Source organism: Amycolatopsis sp. (assembly GCF_035276945.1).
Lineage (GTDB): Bacteria > Actinomycetota > Actinomycetes > Mycobacteriales > Pseudonocardiaceae > Amycolatopsis_E.
On sequence record NZ_DATELF010000115.1, the window covers coordinates 29725 to 46557 of the forward strand.

Sequence of the window (16833 nt, forward strand, 5' to 3'; positions counted from 1 at the left end):
ACAGCGGCGTGTTCATGCCGGCTCCAGGATCGTGGCGACTTCGGGAAATGCCCGGGGCCCGGTGCGCGTCTGGCCTCGGGCGAGTACATCACTCCATCGAAAGGACATACCTCCATGACCATGCCTGGTGAAGCCCAGTTGACGACCGGCGGCGCTGTCGGCTATCGCCGGATCGCGACGGAGGAAGCGTGGGCGCCTCCGGAAATGTTCGATCTCTACCGGCGGATGCTGGAACGGGGCGAGGGCGGCGCGGGCTTTCGCACCCTGATGGGCCATTTCGTGATGAGCGACTCCGCCCGGGCGCAGTTCGTGCGCAACCGCCTCCAGGACCTCGGGGAGCAACGGCTGGCCGACATGGATGCCGCCGGCCTCGACCACGCCGTGCTGAGTTTGACGTCCCCAGGCACTCAGTCCCTCGACCCTGACGCCGCGCGCGAGATCGCGAAGAACTCCAACGATTTGCTGGCCGAGGCGTGCCGTCGCCATCCCGGGCGCTTTTCCGGATTGGCCGCGGTGGGATTCGAGGACGTCCCAGGCGCGGTCAAGGAACTCGACCGCGGCATTACCGAACTGAAGCTCAAAGGCGTGATCTGCAACTCGCACATCCGTGGCCGCTACCTTGACGAACAGCAGTTCTACCCGATCCTCGAGGCCATCGAGGCGCTGAACGTCCCGCTCTATCTGCACCCGAACATGCCGAACGACTCCATGATCGGCACACTCGCCGAAGCGGGACTCGACGGAGGGATCTACGGATTCGCGGTGGAGACGGGCATGCATCTGCTCCGGATCATCACCGCCGGCGTGCTCGACCGGTTCCCCAACCTCCGGATCGTGGTCGGACATCTCGGCGAGGGGCTGCCGTTCTGGTTCTACCGCTTCGACTACATGCATGCCGTGCACGTCGCCACGAACCGGCACAAGGCCATCAAGCCCTTGGAGTTGAAGATAAGTGAATACTTCCGCCGCAACATCTGGCTGACCACCAGTGGTATGCCATGGGCGCCGACGATCACGTACGTCCGCGAAGTCGTCGGGCCTGACCGGCTGATGTATGCGATGGACTATCCCTACCAGTACCTCCCCGAGGAAGTCCGGATGCAGGATGCGCTCCCCCTCAGCACCGGGGAGAAGAAACAGTTCTTCCAGGACAACGCAATCCGGGTGTTCGACCTCGACGAAGCGGCGATCACCGCGGGCTGACCCTGGGCCGAAGGCCGACGACCGGGCCGCGGCGCACCGAAGCGGCCCATCCTCGTCGCGCACGGTGTTGATCACCAGCTCGGCTGGTGCCGTGACAGCCTCCGGGATCGAAGGACTGCCGACCACCGACAGTTCACCCGGATGCTGTCGCGTCGTCAACAACTGCCCCGCACCAGCACAACGGAACACGGAGGGCTACCGGTGTCCCAGCCGACCACTCACAACTACGGCGCGCGTCACAATGCTGACCCTGCGTTAGAACTGCTAGACTCCGTGGACATGACGGCTACCAGGCTCAAGCCCGCGCGCGTGAAGACCGCACGAGTTGCCACCGCCGGGTCAGCTCCTGAAACAGGCCGCGCCGCACCGGCCCGGAGTAAACCCAACCGCCGTGCCGCACTCCTTCATGCGGCATTGGACCTCTTCGCCACGCGACCATATGACGATGTTTCCGTCGACGAGATCTGCGCTCGGGCCAACGTGGCGCACGGGTTGTTGTCCTACCACTTCGGGGGTAAGCGGCAACTGTTCGCGGCGGCGGTGCGCCTTGCCTGGGACGAACTGATCTCCTACGAAAAGCCGCTTGAAACCGAGGTCACCGTTGTCGAGAAGTTCCGCGGATACCTTTCTCGGCACTTCGACTACTTCCGGCGGCACCCGGAGCGTTTCCGCCTCATGACGAGGTCCGGTCACGCCGACGACGACGTGTCGGAAGTTCTGCGATCAGCTCGTCAAGACGCTATCAAGGAAATCGAGGCTTCTCTCGGGTGTCCCGAAGGTGCTCCGCCGCGGCTGCGCATGGCGATCTCCGGGTGGGCCGGTTTCGTCGATACCGTCACGCTGGAATACATCGAGAAGTCGCCGGTCGACATCGCGGAGATCACGGACATGTGCGCGCAGGTGCTGGTGGCGTCGGTCCGGAGCGCGAGCGATATTCGCGTCGACGCCGCGGTCGAGTTGGAGGTCATGTCGCGTGTCGTCGGCCAGGCCAATTCCGCCTGGCGGTGACGTCCGCGAGCCGGGGGCTGTCGCAACGGGGGCGCCAGTGGCCGGTAACAGCAGTTCGAGGCGAACCGGCCGGAGGTAGCGTCGGCTTGAAAAACCACGATCACCGTATCGTCCACATGGAGCTGATGGTCGACCTCTTCACCCTTCGCCGTAGCATGCGCGACAGCGTCGTCCAGTTCCACGTCGGCGCGGTGCCCCACATGGTGGAAGCCACGGGCGGACTCGTCTGGAAAGAACCTGGTCCGGTCTCGAGGAGTTCGAGGTGCCCGTCCACGGAGCAGGCGAATCGAACCAGTTGAAGATTCTCGCCGCTCGGATGCCCTACGGCCCGCATTGTCACTTCACGAGCAGGCTTGAAGTCCATCCTCAGGGTTTTCGCGAAGTGCGCGACAGCGCCCCAGTTCGGGGACCGCGATACAACAATGGTGGCGGCTCTCCGAGGTCGGCACTGACACGTGAGGTTCTCCTGAGCTCGATGCCGGCGGGGTTCCTCGTGCGATGACGAGGAACCCCGCCGGCTGTTCCGCTACCGTTCTTGTCGAGCGGTCACGTTCGTGGTGTATCGCGGTACCGCTTGGGCTTCATATGGTCCGGTATCTCCGGACTCGGATCCGGCACGACCTCGCTCCCGGTGCGATCCACGACCTCCGCGGACTGGGCCGCCACCGCCTCCAGCGTCAGCCGGCCGTCTGTGCCGCCGATCCCGTTGGTCCTGGCGAAGTACAGCTCTCTGATCGTCCCGCCCTGCGCCTGGAACACCTTTCCCGAGTACGGGCATGACTCGTGTGCGAGCCAGGCCCCGACGGGAGCGACCGATTCCGGAGTCAGGCCGTTCTCGCGGGCTTGTTCGCTGAACGAGGGTTCGAGCATGGTCTGCCAGGCGAGGGTGTCGGCAGCGGGCATGATGACGTTGGCTCGAATCCCGAACGAATGACCTTCCGCGGCCAGCGTCCGGGTCAGACCGACGACACCGAGTTTGGCCGCCGCGTAGATCGACTGATACGCCAGCCCCCGCACGGCGACCCCGGAGCTGACGTTGACCAGCCGGCCGTACCCGTTCTCCTTCATCGGCCGCCAGGCCGCCCGGCACATCCAGATGTGGCCGAAAAGATGGACCCCGACGACCTTTTCGATGTCATCCTCGGAGATTTCGTCGAAGAGGGCGAACGGTGCGACACCGGCATTGTTGATCAGGATATCGACGCGTCCCCACGCCTCGAGGGCAGCGTCGACGATCGATCTGGCGCCGGACGCGGTGGCGACGCTGTCGCCGTTGCTCATCGCCTCGCCGCCGGCATCGATGATCTCCTGGACCACCTTGTCCGCTCCGCCGCCGACCATCCCACGCCCGTCAGGGCCGACACCGAGGTCGTTCACCAGTACCTTCGCGCCACGGAGGGCCAGCAGTAGGGCGTAGCTTCTGCCCAGCCCAGGGTTTCCCCCCGCGCCCGTGACGATCGCGACACGTCCGTCGAACCGCAACTCGCTCATGCCCGCACCCCGGAATCAGCTCGGCCAGGAGCCCTCGAGGACCGTCTCGAGATGGCCAACCTTGGGCGTCCGGTCGCCGACGATGGGAATCACCTGTTCGAGAGCGCGCCGGAGCCGAAGCCCGGGCGTTGTGTGGACGTCGAGAACGTAGCTTCCTTCCGATGCCAGGGCCCGTTGCACCGCGCCGGCCAATTGCTCTGGCGACTCCACTCGCTCACCGTCGACGCCGAAGCTCTTCGCCAGCCGCACGAAATCCGTTGTCTGCGGAAGGTCCACCCACGGGTTGTCGATTCCGGACGCCCGCATGGACGCACGGTTGGCCAGGAGACAGTGGTTGTTGTCGATCACCACGATGACCTTGAGGTTGTGCTCCGCCAGACTCGACAGCTCCATCAGGTCGTAGTAGAAGCCACCGTCGCCGTGATAGGACACCACCGTCCGGTCCGGGTCGGCGAGTTTGGCACCGATGGCGACCGGCAGGCTGACCCCGAGCGACATGTAGTGGCCACCGGTGGCCAGAGGCGTGACGTTCTTGTAGTTGAACGCCCGGTACAACCCGAAGGCGTTTCCGCCCGAGTCTCCGATGACAAGCGCGTCATCCGGTAGTTGCTCGGACAATGTGCGAATGAGGAAGTACTGATTGATGGGCACTTCGGTTCCGTCGAACCAGGAGTTCATCTCCTCGATCCACACGTCCTTCACCGAGGTGACCTCGCTGCGCCACCCGGCCCACGCCGCCGACACGGAAGTCGTGTCCGGGTCGGTCTTGGCCGTCGCGAGCAGCCGCGCGAAGAAGAACTTCGCGTCGGACTGGATCCCCAGCGTCGGCTGGAAGATCTTGGCGAGTTCGTATTGGTTGACATCGACCTGCACAACGGTGTCCGGCTTCTTCATGCTCCAGCTGCCGGTACTCATCTGCGAGAACGAGCATCCCACCGTGACCCAGATGTCGGCCTGCTGCGCGATGAAGTTGGCGGCCTTCCAGCCAAAGTTTCCGGTTGGGCCGGCATAGAGCTCGTGCGCGTCCGGCAGGAGGCCACGACCGCCCCACGACGTCGAGACAACCGGAATTCCCGTCAGCTCGGTGAACTCGCGGAGCTCAGCGCTGGCGTCGGCGATGTGGACACCCGCACCGACGTACAGCACCGGCCGTTCGGCAGCTTTGAGCAGCTCCCATGTCGCCTCGACATCTTCCTGGTGCGGGGACGGCGGCTTCGGGAGGACGAGTGGCTCGACCTTCATCCCGGTCTCCTGGAACATGATCGTCTGAGCCAGCACCAGAGTCGAGGCACCGAACTTTCCGGTGCTCGCCTCCTTGACGGCCTGTCGCACGATCACCGGGAGGTCGGCGGCGTCGGTAACCTTCTTGATGTACTTCGAAACCTGCTTGAGCGCCGGGTAGACCTCGAGGGCATCCTGCAAGCCGTCTCGCGCTTCCATCGACGGCGGGTTGTCGAGCGACATGTAGAGCAACGGCGTGCCGTCCATCGTCGAGCCGTAGATGGCCGGCGTCGAATGCAAGGCACCCACGTGGTGCGTGATGACCGCGGACGCGGCGCGCCGCTTGACCCGGTTGTAACCGGCGGACATCCACGCGGCGGTGAGCTCCGTGCGCCCCGCATACATCGGGATGTCGTGGCTGATAACGCTCCGGGTCAACTGCGGGACCGCTCCCCCGGTGTAGCCGAAGACGATCTCGACCCCCGAGGCCAGCAGCGCTTCAGCGATGGCGTCGGAACCCTCGCGGCGCCGGCTTCCCTCATCTGCCCGCTGGTCTGTCGCAGACTCTGCCGTCCGTGCTGCTTCGTCGATGGACATCTGGTCGCCTCGTCCTTTCCTGTCAACGGAACCGGCCGCACTCCCCACGGCAAAAATCCCGCGTCGCCGCGCCACGGTGGCCAGTCGGCATGACGGTCAATCGCCCAGAAGATCGGACCGCGCACCCTTCGCGGCACCCCAGCCGAGCGACTGACTACGGGTCAGTTTATGCGCTTACCACAGCTTGGAGCGTCCGCGTCGTTCTGTCAAGGTCCGGCGTTTTCACTCTGGACCCGGCAACTGGCGCTCGGCCACCGGAGATCGGTAGACCAGCCGAGTGTGATGCTTGACACGATAGAACGCGAGGGACATCATTGGGCAAACTGACTATCGGTCAGGCTGCGGATCTCCCGCGGGCCCGCACGATGGCCCCGTGATGCCGTGCGACAGCGGAGCGAAGAGAACGGAGTTTTCGGTGGACAAGTACGACGTGATCGTGGTCGGCGCTGGATCGAGTGGTGGGGCCCTGGCCGCCCGGCTCAGCGAGGATCCGTCGCGGTCCGTGCTCTTGCTCGAAGGCGGGCCCACCTACGCCTCGGCGGAGGAGATGCCCCCCGAACTTCTGTCACCGTCGAGCATCGCCGCCGCGGCTCCAGGCCACCCGAACAACTGGGCGTACCCCGCCGAGTTGCGGCCCGGTATGCGGCTGCCCTACCCACGCGGCAAGGGGCTGGGCGGATCCAGTTCCATCAATGGCTGCTACTTCATCCGGGGCACCCAGGCCAACTTCGACTCCTGGGCGAAGGACGGCAACGACGCTTGGGCCTTCGACCGGGTGCTTCCGTCGTTCAAGCGCATCGAGACCGATGTGGACTTCGAGTCCGACGCCCACGGGCACAACGGGCCCATCGCCGTGAGGCGTGAACCTCGAGACCGCGCGCCGGAGTTCACCACGGCCTTCCACTCCGCGTGCCAGGCACTTGGTTTCGCCGAGGAACCGGACAAGAACGACCCGCATGCGCGAGGCGGCGTCGGTCCGGTGCCCCTCAACGTCGCCGGCGGCCGGCGCGTGGGAACCGCGCTGGCGTATCTGCTGCCTGCCCTGGGACGAGCGAACCTGACAGTCCTGGGGAACGCCCCCGTGCGTCAGATCGTGACCAAGGGCCGGCGCGCGGTCGGCGTGGTCGCGGAGGTGGACAAGACAGCGCGGACGTTCTATGCCGACGAGGTGATCATCAGCGCCGGCGCACTGCGCACCCCGCACCTCCTCATGGTCTCCGGAATCGGCCCGGCCGCCGAACTCCGGAAGCACGGCATCGACGTCGTCCAGGATCTGCCCGGTGTGGGCAGGAACCTCACCGACCATCCCATGGTCAGCGCCGGCTGGGACTTGGACGTCCCGTTCACCAAGTTCTCGGATCGGGGGGTTCTCACCTCCGTGTTGCACTGGGTCGACGAAGGGTCCGAACTCGAGATCCTGCCGTTCGTGACGAAGAACGGTGACATGCTGTCCGCGGCCAACGTCTTGGAACGACCGGTTCAAGCCCTGACCGCCATGAAGGGCACTTCAATCAAGGCCGTGACCCGGCAAGCACGTTCGCTGAAACACGCGATGCTCGGGATCATCGTCCTCGAGGAGGACAGCCGCGGGCAGGTGTCACTCGCCTCCGGCAACCCGAGCGATTTGCCCGTCCTCGAGTGGAACCTGCTCAGTAGCGAGACCGACCGCATCCGGTTCCGAGCCGCCGTCCGAATGGCGTACGAGGTCTTCCGGAGTCCGGAGCTGCGTCAGATCGGCGCATCGATCCAGGGCCTGGACGCGAAGGTTGTCACCAACGACAAGGCGCTCGACCGTTGGGCGGCCGAACGGATCAGCGCGGGTCATCCTTCCTGCACGTGCCGCATGGGTCCGGCCAGTGATCCGACCGCGGTCGTCGACCAGCACCTCCGCGTGCACGGCATGGACGGCCTGCGGGTCGCCGACACGTCCGCTTTCCCGAGCATTCCGACCAGGGGTCCCAACGCCACCGCCATCATGATGGGCGAGCACCTGGCCCAGATGATGAACGGGCAACCGAACTGATTCGCAGGCAACGACTCCTGCGAGTCTCTCCCGGTTCCGGCGCCCTCTTCGCGCTGAAACCGATTACCAGCCGTCATCCCCCAAAAGATCGCCCTTGACAAAGGAGCAACGCATTACCACGGCCATCACATGTCAGGCGATCACCCTGCCGGTCGCACCATCGGGCGGCGAACCGCTCCGAAAGGAAAAGGTGATCGTGGAACACGCGGACTTCGACTACCAGAACGCGCTACGCCTCGACGATCGTTGTGTAGTCGTACTCGGGGCAGGACAAGGACTCGGCTCGGCCGTCTCCGATGCCTTGACGCAGGTTGGTGCCTCGCTCGTGTGCGTCGACCAGGATGCCGACGCGGCCCGCTCGTGTGCCGATGCGGTGGGCGGCCACCCCGTGGTTTGCGACATCACTGACGCGTCGGCCTTTCGCGCGATGCTTGAGGAGGCGGAGCGAGAACGCGGCCCGGTGCGCGGCATCGTGGACGTCGTCGCGTTCTCCAAGATGGGCCGGTTGGCGACGCTGACCACGGACGACTGGGCAGCACACCATGTCGGGCGTCGTCGGGCACGCGTTCCTCGCGCTCACACTGGGAGCCGAGGCCATTCGCCGTTCCGGTGCCGGCGGCTCCATGGTGTTCATCGGCTCGAACTCCGGCCTCGGCGCGATCAAAGGCCAGGCCGCCTACGGCTCGGCCAAGGCGGCCCTTCACCACCTGGTCGCCTGCCTGGGGCCCGAACTCGGTCCGCACGGAATCCGGGTCAACGCGGTGGCGCCGTCGTTCATCAGAAATCCTGCCCTCTCCAGAGTTCTCTCGGAGCAGGAATGGGATGAAGTCGCCTCGCTCATCCCGTTGGGCAGGCCCGCGTATCCGCGCGAAATCGCGGGAGCGGTCCTGTTCCTGATTTCCGATCTGGCCTCCCACGTGACCGGCCAGACGCTGCCCGTCGACGGCGGTCTCAGTCGCATACTGCAACTTCCGTCATTGCCGTGGAACAGGGATTAGGGCTGGAACAGCCGGCGCGGGGACGACAACCTTGCGGAGTCCTCCCCGCGGGAGAGCCAGACTCGCCTCCTGTTCCGGTTACGACCTTTGGGGCCAGTGCCTGAGCAGGCGGCGCTCCGCCAGGGCGACCGCGACGGAACTTCGACGGGAAGGCGCACGCCGCACGCCTCGCCCTGCAGCAGACACACCACCTGCCCGTCCCATTCGACCTCACGACCGGCGAGCAACTCCCGCAGCGCAGCGACAAATCGCTCGACTTCCGCCCCATCGAGAAGGTCGGCGACCGAGGAGCACCGCGCTGGTGAATCCCGTTCCTACGCCGATCTCGATTCGCCCCGGCGCCAGTGTCGCCAGGTGGGCGATCATGCTCGCGTTGCTGACGAGGTGGCGAGCATGTGCCGTGACCACCGCGATGCCCAGCTTGATCCGGGTCGTTCGCGCAGCAGCGAGCGCGACGGTCACGATCGGGTCCGCATACAGCGCCGGACTGTCGAACACGAAAGCCCTCGAGTATCCCAGCTTTTCCGCCAGCACGATGTGATCGGGAGTCGCGATGGTCGGAGCGAACGAGCAGTTGAGTTCCACGGGTCACTCCTGTCTTCAGCTGAAGTTCGTCAGCATTTCTGGTTGCTTGACAGGTGAACCCGAATCAAGGAGGGAACCGGAGCGGCAACTGATGTGGCTCCGCCAAACCGTACTCATCCGCGACACCTCGACCTCATTGTCACTCTGTGCTGGGACCACGTACCCCAAAACGGAAATTGACTGGCAGTCAATCTGTGGCTGGACCGGCCGGAGAGCTACCGGGCGCCGACCGCCGAGGTCGACCGTCACGCTGACCCCGTCCGGCGCTGTCGGCGACCACCTCGACCTCCACCGCACCCTGAGCGACGTATCTCCCGCCGGCGAGTCCGGCCAGTAGCACACCGCAAAGCATCGTTACCTCCGAACCATCGCAGCCGCAGTGATCGGCTCGCGCATCGCCGTCGCAGCCGACGAACGAATCAACTCAGGTTGCGAGAACACGTTGCCCGAGCGGTCGGTCCCCTCGGCGAGGCGACTGGGCACCATGGGTGAAGCGCCGTACAGCAGGAGGTCCAGTGCGGAAGTGTCCGTAGTGGACACTACGGGGTGGCGGGCCAGGGCCTGCGGGGCCGGTGCACTCGCGGGGGGCTGATCGTACGGTCGCATAATGGTGCGACCTCCTTGAGGTCCGCGTCCTTCGCCGCCTGTCCGGCTCAGTTCGTCTCAAAGCGCCGTATGCTCGCGCGAAGGTCAAGGCGCCCGCAGGAGTTCGGCGCGCACCGCCTGCCTTGCCTCGCGCTGGGCGTCGTAGCTGTAGAGCCAGTCGCTGTGCCGCAGCGGGTCCTCGCCGGCGAAAGCCCGATCCCGTGCTTGCTGTTCCGGCCCATCGGGAAGGTGGTTGACCTGTGCCCGGTCGTGGCTGGCCTCCTGCACCTGCGCGGTACGCGGGACCCGCACCTGGTCGTACGCCCCCAATGCGGTGGAAATGTCGCCCGCCTGCTCGAGGCACGCCGCCAGTGTCGCGGCGTCCTCGATCGCCTGGCCGGCCCCCTGGGCGAAGAACGGCAACATCGGGTGTGCCGCGTCTCCCAGCAGCACGACCCGGTCGTGCACGTATCGCTCGATCGGCGTGCGGTCGAGGACCGACCAACGTCCCACCTGGGTGACCGCGTCGAGGAGCTCATTGACCATGCCGTCCCACCCGGCGAACTCCGCCCGGAAGTCCCCGGGCTTGCCCTCCGCCGACCATGACTCGACCGTTTCGCCCGGTTCGGCCGGCGTGAACGCCACGACGTTGATCGTCCGTCCCGCCGAGACCGGATAGTGCACCAGATGCCGGCCCGGCCCGAGCCACAGTGTCTGGGTAGGCGCGACGAAGCGTTCCGGGAGGCGATCGGCGGGAATCATGGCGCGCCACGCGCACAGTCCCGAGTCGCGGGCCGGAAGCTGGCCGATCAGCTGCTGCCGAATCGTCGAGTGGATGCCGTCGGCCGCCACGAGGACCTCTCCCCCGGCCGACGCGCCGTTGGCGAAGGTCACCGTCACACCCGATGGCGACTGGTCGATGTCCGCGCACTGGTGATCGAGGTGGACCGTGTCCGGGTCCACGGCAGGCAGGAGCGCGCCGAGCAGGTCGGCCCGGTGGACCAGCCACGCCGCTTCCCCGTACAGGCTCTCGCAGGTCGCCATGTCCTGCTCGAGCAGGATCCGTCCGTCCTGCCAGCGCCGGAACTGCCATCCGGTGCGCACCTTCAGCGCCTGCCGCTCCAGCGCCTCCATCACGCCGAGCCGGCGCAGCAGCCGAACGGCGTTGGGTGCCAGGACGATCCCGGCCCCGACCGGCCGAAGCTCCGGTGCCTGCTCGAACACCCGGGCCCGCACGCCCTGTTGCTGCAAGAACGCGGCGGTCGCCAAGCCGCCGATGCCGCCACCGACGATGATTGCGTCCATTCTCTTCCCTCTGTCTGTCGTGGGCATCCTCAGCCTGTGGCCGGGCGGTCACCGGACCAGGCGCGGGTCAGCAGCCCGGTCAGGTCCTCAGCGGTGACCGGCCGGGGATTCGCGTACGGATTGGCCAGGGTTCTGCAAACGATCGTGGCGATGTCCTCGCGCCGCATTCCCAGTTCTCGCAACGAGGTCGGCGCACCCCAGTCGTGAAGCAGGTCCCACAGCCGGATCGCCGGGTCGCCGCTGGTGCCCAGTGCGCGGGACATCGCGGCGCGTGCGGCGGGCGCGTGGTCCTGGTTGTAGGCCAGCACATGGGGAAGCACGACGGTGTGGGTGGGCGCGTGCGGCAGATCGAGTGTTCCGCCCAGACCGTGACAGATCTTGTGGTGCAGGGACATCGTGGTCGCGCCGAGACACGCGCCGCAGAGCCAGGCCCCGTACAGCGCGACCGAACGAGGCTCACCGGCGCCGCCGTCCGCCAGCACCCCGGGGATGGCCTCGGTCAGCGCCCGGACGCCTTCCTCCGCCATGAGCGAGATGATCGGCGAGGAATCCGGCGCGTACAAGGCTTCCACGGCGTGCGCCATCGCGTTCGCCGCGCTGGTCACCGAGAGCCCGGCGGGCAACGTGGTGGTCAGGTCGGGATCGTAGACGACCGACGCCGGCAGCACCTTCGGATCGCGCCCGGTACGCTTCTCGCCACCCTCGGTCAGGCCCCAGATCGGAGTCATCTCCGAACCGGCGTAGGTGGTCGGCACGGCGATGATCGGCAGCCCGAGCCGCAGGGCTATCGCCTTGCCCAGCCCGATGGTCGAGCCACCCCCGATGGCGACGCACCCGTCCGCGCCAAGCCGGCCGGCCACGTCCCCGGCACGCCGGGCGACCTCGGCGGGGACGTGCATACGCGCCTCCGCGAAGACCCCGGCCGCCAGGTCGCCCAGGCCGGCGGCGACCCGCTCGGCGAGGTCCCGCTGTTCGGGAGTCGCGAGAACCAGCACCCGTTTCAGGCCGAGGTGGTTCATTTCCGCCGGGATTTCGGCCAGGGCGCCTTGCGCGAACCGCACGCGCATCGGCAGCGCCTGGTAGACGAAGCCGATCATGCGCGGGCCGTCCGGGACGTCGCCCCCGAGGGCCTGAGCACGCAGTCGAAGCGGACCTCGTGGAACGGGTTGGGCATCGCGAAGGCCGCGGCACGGTCCTCGTCGTCCACCTCGGCGAAGGTCCGGATCAGGGACTCCTTGACGCCGAACACAGCGTCGGAGTCGAGGTAGGGGTCCTCGGCGTGGAAGATGTGGGTGGTCACCGTCTCGAAACCGGGGGCCTCGACGATGAAGTGGATGTGCGCGGGACGGTACGGGTGCCGTCCGGTCGCCCTGAGCAGGTCGCCGACCGGCCCGTCGACCGGGATCGGGTAGTACCGCGGAACGATGGTGCGGAACCAGAAATCACCGGCCGCGTCGGTCCGGAAGAGACCGCGCAGGTTGCGTTCCGGGATCTCTTCCGGTTTCTGGACGTCGTAGAAGCCGTCGGCGTCGGCCTGCCACACGTCCACGGTGGCGCCGGGGACCGGGCGGCCGTCGATGTCCCGGACCGAACCGGTGACCAGACAGGGCTTTCCCGTGCCGGTGAGATTGATGTCCGCACCGAGCGGCCGGTCGGGTGAGGAGACCAGATGGAAGGGACCGAGGACGGTCTGCTCGGTGGCCTCCCGGACCGCCCGGTGGTTGATGGTCTCGACCAGCATCGAAACACCGAGCACATCGGACAGCAGAATGAACTCCTGGCGCAGGTCATCGCATTTCTGCCCGGTCGCGGTCAGGAACTCGATGCCCGCCTCCCACTCGCGGTCGGTGAGCTGGACTTCCTTGACGAAGGCGTGCAGGTGCCGCACGAGCGAGGTGAGGACGCGCCGCACCCTGGGATCGGTGTCGGGGCCGAGGCTGGACGTCACGACGTCAGCGGACATCTCTTCAGTGAACAGCTGACGAGCGTTCGTCGTCGTCCGGGACGCCATCGGCGAACCGTTCGCCGCATGCCGTCCGGTAATGGCGTCCATGTCTTCTCCTTGGCTTGCCGGGTGAGTACTCAGGCAAGGAGTATGGTGCTCGCGCCGCATCGGGCTGCACCACCGCCGTTCCGGCCAGTGGGACGTCCCGGTGCATGCCGACGATGCCTGTTCCGGAATCCGGTTGTCGTGACGGGGGCAACTCGGGAACGCGGCGCGGTGGGTGATGTTCTCACCCTGGCCGGGCGGGCGGAGTCCACAGTGGCCTGCCGCCGAGGTGGTGATCACCTGTTTCACCAACAATTACGCGGAAAATCTCATCGGCCGTGGACTCCGTTGCGTGTCGCGGACTGCCTCTGCCCGCGTTTCGTCGGTATCCTGTCGTCCCATGTCCAACGACCAGCGGACGGCGGGGTCCAGAGCGGACAACGTGCTACGGGTCCTCGTGCTGCTGAGCGAGCGCGGCAAGCTCAGGGTCGTCGATGTCGCCGAAGAGCTGGGGGTGGCCCGCTCGACAGCCCACCGGCTGCTGACTTCCCTGCGCGGCCGCAACTTCGTGATTCAGGACGCCCAGCACGTCTACCACGCGGGCCCCGTCTTCACGAAGCTCGGCCTGAGTCCCACCCGTACCACCGAGCTGGTCACGACGGTCCACCCCCTGCTGGAAGAAGCGCGCGCCCGGACCAGTGAGACCTGCCATCTCGCGGTGCTGGAGGGCTACGGCGTCCGGTTCCTCGACTGTGCCGAGAGCATGCGGCCGCTGCGAGTGGGGTCCAAGGTCGGCATGCTCCTGCCCGCGCACAACAACTCGGCCGGGCGCGCGCTCCTGGCGGAACTGCCACCGCCGGCGTTCGCCGCGCTGTACTCGCGTGGCGTTCCCGGGGTACCGGGCAGCGCCCGCGAGTCGCGCGCCGCCCTGCGGCGCGAACTCACCGGGGTACGCCGGCGGGGGTACGCCACCAATTTCGACGAGAGCGAGCAAGGCATCACCGCGATCGGTGTGCCGCTGCGCGACCGCACCGGCCGCGCGTTCGCGGCGCTGGCCATCGTTTCGCCGAGCATCCGGTCACCACGCGCCAAGGTCACCGAGTACGCCCGCACGCTGCTCGACATCGCCGAGCGCGTGCCCAGCCTCTTCGACTGAGCTCGAACCCGGAAGGTGTGCGGGGGCACCCTCGAGCACCTGGCCCGGCACACCCACAACCGGCACTGGCAAGGGCTCGACCTGGCCGTCCGCGGACGCTCGTTCCTTCAGCCGGAATCCTCTGCGGCCGGGAAGGCAGGGCCGCCGCGAATCCGTACGTTCGGCTGTATCGCTCGAGCACAGCTTTGCCGCGTAAGGATCTCCAACCCTCAAAGACGAGAAGGCGAGACGACGATGACCGCCGACCCCAAGGACGCGCCCTTTCCCACCTCACCACCGCTGACCGCCGCGGCTACCGGGTCCGCGCCGGCCGAAGTACGCCGGGTGGCGATATCCGGCTACCTCGGCAACACGATCGAGTTCTACGACTTCATCCTCTACGGATCCGCGGCAGCCATCGTGTTCGGTCCACTGTTCTTCAGCAACCTCAGCCCGGCGCTCGGCACGATCGCGTCGTTCGCGACCCTGGCCACCGGCTACGTGGTGCGGCCGCTCGGCGGCCTGGTCCTCGGGCACCTCGGCGACCGGTGGGGCCGTAAACAGGTTCTGCTGCTCACGATGGTGATCATGGGTCTGGCGAGCGGGCTGATCGGGCTGCTGCCCACCTATCACCAGATCGGCGTCGCCGCGCCGCTGCTGCTCGTCATGTTGCGGCTGCTGCAGGGATTCGCGGTCGGTGGCGAATGGGGCGGGGCCGTGCTCCTCGCCGCCGAACACGCGCCACCGGGCCGGCGCGGGTTCATCACGGCGATCGGCCAGGCCGGGCTCCCGTCCGGCGGCCTGCTGTCCACCGTCGCACTGGCCGGGATATCGCTGCTGCCAGGCGACCAGATGCTGTCGTGGGGCTGGCGGATCCCGTTCCTGTTCAGCTTCGTGCTGCTCGCCGTCGGCCTCTACCTCCGAGTGCGGATCGCGGAGAGCCCGCTGTTCGACGAGCTCGACGCGGCGTTGCGGCGCAAGGAGACCCCGCTGATGACAGTGCTGCGCCGGCCAGGACCGCTGCTGCGCGGGATCGCGGTGACGACGCCGCCGGTGGTGTGCTCGACGCTCATCGGGAGCTTCGCGGTGTCCTACGCCGTGAGTCTCGGCGTCCCCCGCTCGACGGTCCTCAACGCCCTGTCCGTGGCCTGGGTCGGCGCGATCGTGATGACGCCGGTCTACGGGCTGCTGTCGGACCGGTTCGGCAGGCGGCCGGTCTACGCCGGGGGTGCGATCGCGTTCGCGGTGCTGGCCTATCCCTTGTTCTGGGCAATCGGATCCGGCTCGACCGTACTGGTTTTCCTCGCCTTCTTCACGGCGTTCACTTTTGTCTCGGTGGCCATGTCGGCGGCATTGGGCGCGATGCTGGCCGAGATGTTCCCCACCGCCGTCCGCTACACCGGGATCTCCGCGGCCTACCAGCTCGCGACGATCCTCGCGGGGTTCACGCCACTCGTCGCCGGGGCTCTGCTGGCGCTCGCCGGCGGCGGCCACCATATCGGCTGGGTGGCGCTGTTGGTCCTGGTGGTGTCGCTGATCGCGCTGGCGGCCGTTCGGAGCGGGCGCGAGTCGGTGGGCAGCAGCCTGCATGAGGCACACGAACCAGCCGCCGAGGCGGTCCGGTGAGACGTCCGGGGCTGGTGCTCGACGGCGCCCCGCCCTGCGTGTCCCACGGCCCTTTTGAAAATCCGGGATATCGGGCCTGATGGTGAACCGCCGGAAGGCATCCGGCGGTTCGCGCTTTCCTCCGTTCCGCACGCGGAATGGATCAACGGCCAGGTCCTGCCGGTCAAACGGCGGTACCTGGCCGGGGTCATCCGGTCCGCACTCCCGGCACCGTGGCGTCCAGGGTGTGCCGGCCCGTCAGGCCCGCAGGGCCCGTCGCGGTGTGCACCGAGGTGTTCTCGATGGCCACCGCGACCGGGCCCGCGGGCGAACCGGCGGTCCGGGTCGGCCAGGCGTCACACGGGGTCCGCGAGCCGCCCTCGCGAGAACCCGGCGACCTGCTTGTAGCGCTCCGAGATGTCCTGCAGCTCGGCGAGCGTGATCACGTCGTCGATTCGCTCGAATGGACGGTCGCCGGTGCGCTCCCACACCTCCCGCAGGATGGCGTCGGGCGGGGCCACCCGGTTCATCCGTACCACCGCGGCCGTCGCCGGGCGGCAGCAGGTTGATCCCCACGCCGAGCGGGCGGATCCGTGGCGCCGCCTCGTAGATCGCACAGTCGATGCCGGCGGCGTGCAACTCGAGTCCCAGTGTGAGACCCGCGATTCCCGCGCCGACAATGATTACTCGCATTCGGAAACCTCGCTGGTCGGGGCGGGCCGCGTCCGACGGTGCCCGCGTTCGGTGGAACGACGTCAGTTGTCGAAGACCACGCGCGATATGAGGCCCAGCGCCTCCTACACCGGCTTTCGCCGAACCGGAAACGCCACCGCGCCGCGCTTCGTCCACAATGGACTCTGGTCGATCCGGTTCATCTTCTCGTACCTGCCCGGTTCGGCACGCCACGGCCGGCATCCGTGCCTCGCGGTCCGTCATCGTCGTGTTCTCATCGTCGTCGCGACTCAACTAGTACACCGGCGCCGGTAAGATCCGGCACTTTCCGAGCGCGGATTCCGCTCACGAGAACCTGGCGACGAGGCGGATGCGCACGGCGGTCGTACGACGTTGACTGACAATCGAATGCGGG

Annotated in this window: 13 protein-coding genes and 2 pseudogenes; 7 read left to right on the forward strand and 8 right to left on the reverse strand. The window is 67.1% G+C overall.

What is annotated here, in order from left to right; all coding sequences use genetic code 11:
* Nucleotides 1–114 precede the first annotated feature (114 nt).
* A complete protein-coding gene (locus VJT49_RS20705; RefSeq protein ID WP_324166517.1) occupies nucleotides 115–1203 on the forward strand; it encodes an amidohydrolase family protein in 1089 nt (362 codons plus the stop codon).
* A gap of 201 nt (nucleotides 1204–1404) precedes the next feature.
* Nucleotides 1405–2211 carry a TetR/AcrR family transcriptional regulator gene (locus VJT49_RS20710; RefSeq protein WP_324166518.1) on the forward strand — a complete coding sequence of 269 codons (807 nt, stop codon included), beginning with the start codon at nucleotides 1405–1407 and terminating at the stop codon, nucleotides 2209–2211.
* 546 nt (nucleotides 2212–2757) lie between these two features.
* Here the strand turns inward: VJT49_RS20710 and VJT49_RS20715 are convergent.
* Together VJT49_RS20715 and VJT49_RS20720 are read right to left on the reverse strand one after the other, a co-directional pair.
* Nucleotides 2758–3702 carry an SDR family NAD(P)-dependent oxidoreductase gene (locus VJT49_RS20715; RefSeq protein ID WP_324166519.1) on the reverse strand — a complete coding sequence of 315 codons (945 nt, stop codon included), beginning with the start codon at nucleotides 3700–3702 and terminating at the stop codon, nucleotides 2758–2760.
* Nucleotides 3703–3717: 15 nt separating this feature from the next.
* Nucleotides 3718–5520: a thiamine pyrophosphate-binding protein gene (locus VJT49_RS20720; RefSeq protein ID WP_324166520.1), complete on the reverse strand. Its 1803-nt coding sequence runs from the start codon at nucleotides 5518–5520 to the stop codon at nucleotides 3718–3720.
* 415 nt (nucleotides 5521–5935) lie between these two features.
* On the opposite strand from VJT49_RS20720, the gene mftG reads away from it, so the two are divergent.
* The 3 genes and pseudogenes from mftG to VJT49_RS20730 all read left to right on the forward strand — a co-directional run bounded on the left by mftG (nucleotide 5936) and on the right by VJT49_RS20730 (nucleotide 8541).
* On the forward strand, nucleotides 5936–7543 hold the full coding sequence (gene mftG, locus VJT49_RS20725; protein WP_324166521.1) for a mycofactocin system GMC family oxidoreductase MftG: 1608 nt from the start codon (nucleotides 5936–5938) through the stop codon (nucleotides 7541–7543).
* 196 nt (nucleotides 7544–7739) lie between these two features.
* Nucleotides 7740–8069 (forward strand): annotated as a pseudogene (locus tag VJT49_RS35350) (SDR family NAD(P)-dependent oxidoreductase); the annotation flags it as partial.
* A 16-nt stretch (nucleotides 8070–8085) separates the two neighbouring features.
* Complete coding sequence (locus tag VJT49_RS20730; RefSeq protein WP_324166522.1) at nucleotides 8086–8541, forward strand: SDR family NAD(P)-dependent oxidoreductase; 456 nt, start codon at nucleotides 8086–8088, stop codon at nucleotides 8539–8541.
* 210 nt (nucleotides 8542–8751) lie between these two features.
* Here the strand turns inward: VJT49_RS20730 and VJT49_RS20735 are convergent, their stop codons facing one another.
* From VJT49_RS20735 to VJT49_RS20750, 4 genes are all read right to left on the reverse strand, one after another.
* Complete coding sequence (locus VJT49_RS20735; protein ID WP_324166523.1) at nucleotides 8752–9126, reverse strand: LLM class flavin-dependent oxidoreductase; 375 nt, start codon at nucleotides 9124–9126, stop codon at nucleotides 8752–8754.
* Between the two features lie 690 nt (nucleotides 9127–9816).
* Nucleotides 9817–11016 carry an FAD-dependent monooxygenase gene (locus tag VJT49_RS20740; protein WP_324166525.1) on the reverse strand — a complete coding sequence of 400 codons (1200 nt, stop codon included), beginning with the start codon at nucleotides 11014–11016 and terminating at the stop codon, nucleotides 9817–9819.
* Between the two features lie 29 nt (nucleotides 11017–11045).
* Entirely contained in the window at nucleotides 11046–12110 is a 1065-nt protein-coding gene (locus VJT49_RS20745) for a maleylacetate reductase (protein WP_414636044.1), read from the reverse strand.
* On the reverse strand, nucleotides 12110–13069 hold the full coding sequence (locus VJT49_RS20750; protein WP_324166527.1) for an intradiol ring-cleavage dioxygenase: 960 nt from the start codon (nucleotides 13067–13069) through the stop codon (nucleotides 12110–12112). Before VJT49_RS20750 ends, VJT49_RS20745 begins: the two co-directional genes overlap by 1 nt.
* A gap of 337 nt (nucleotides 13070–13406) precedes the next feature.
* On the opposite strand from VJT49_RS20750, the gene VJT49_RS20755 reads away from it, so the two are divergent.
* Nucleotides 13407–14162 carry an IclR family transcriptional regulator gene (locus VJT49_RS20755; protein WP_324166528.1) on the forward strand — a complete coding sequence of 252 codons (756 nt, stop codon included), beginning with the start codon at nucleotides 13407–13409 and terminating at the stop codon, nucleotides 14160–14162.
* A 234-nt stretch (nucleotides 14163–14396) separates the two neighbouring features.
* Nucleotides 14397–15767, forward strand: coding sequence for an MFS transporter (locus VJT49_RS20760; RefSeq protein ID WP_324166529.1), 1371 nt, complete (start codon nucleotides 14397–14399; stop codon nucleotides 15765–15767).
* A 335-nt stretch (nucleotides 15768–16102) separates the two neighbouring features.
* Here VJT49_RS20760 and VJT49_RS20765 read toward each other — a convergent pair whose 3' ends face one another.
* A complete protein-coding gene (locus VJT49_RS20765; RefSeq protein ID WP_324166578.1) occupies nucleotides 16103–16276 on the reverse strand; it encodes a hypothetical protein in 174 nt (57 codons plus the stop codon).
* 70 nt (nucleotides 16277–16346) lie between these two features.
* Nucleotides 16347–16682 (reverse strand): annotated as a pseudogene (locus VJT49_RS20770) (FAD-dependent monooxygenase); the annotation flags it as partial.
* Nucleotides 16683–16833: the final 151 nt, after the last annotated feature.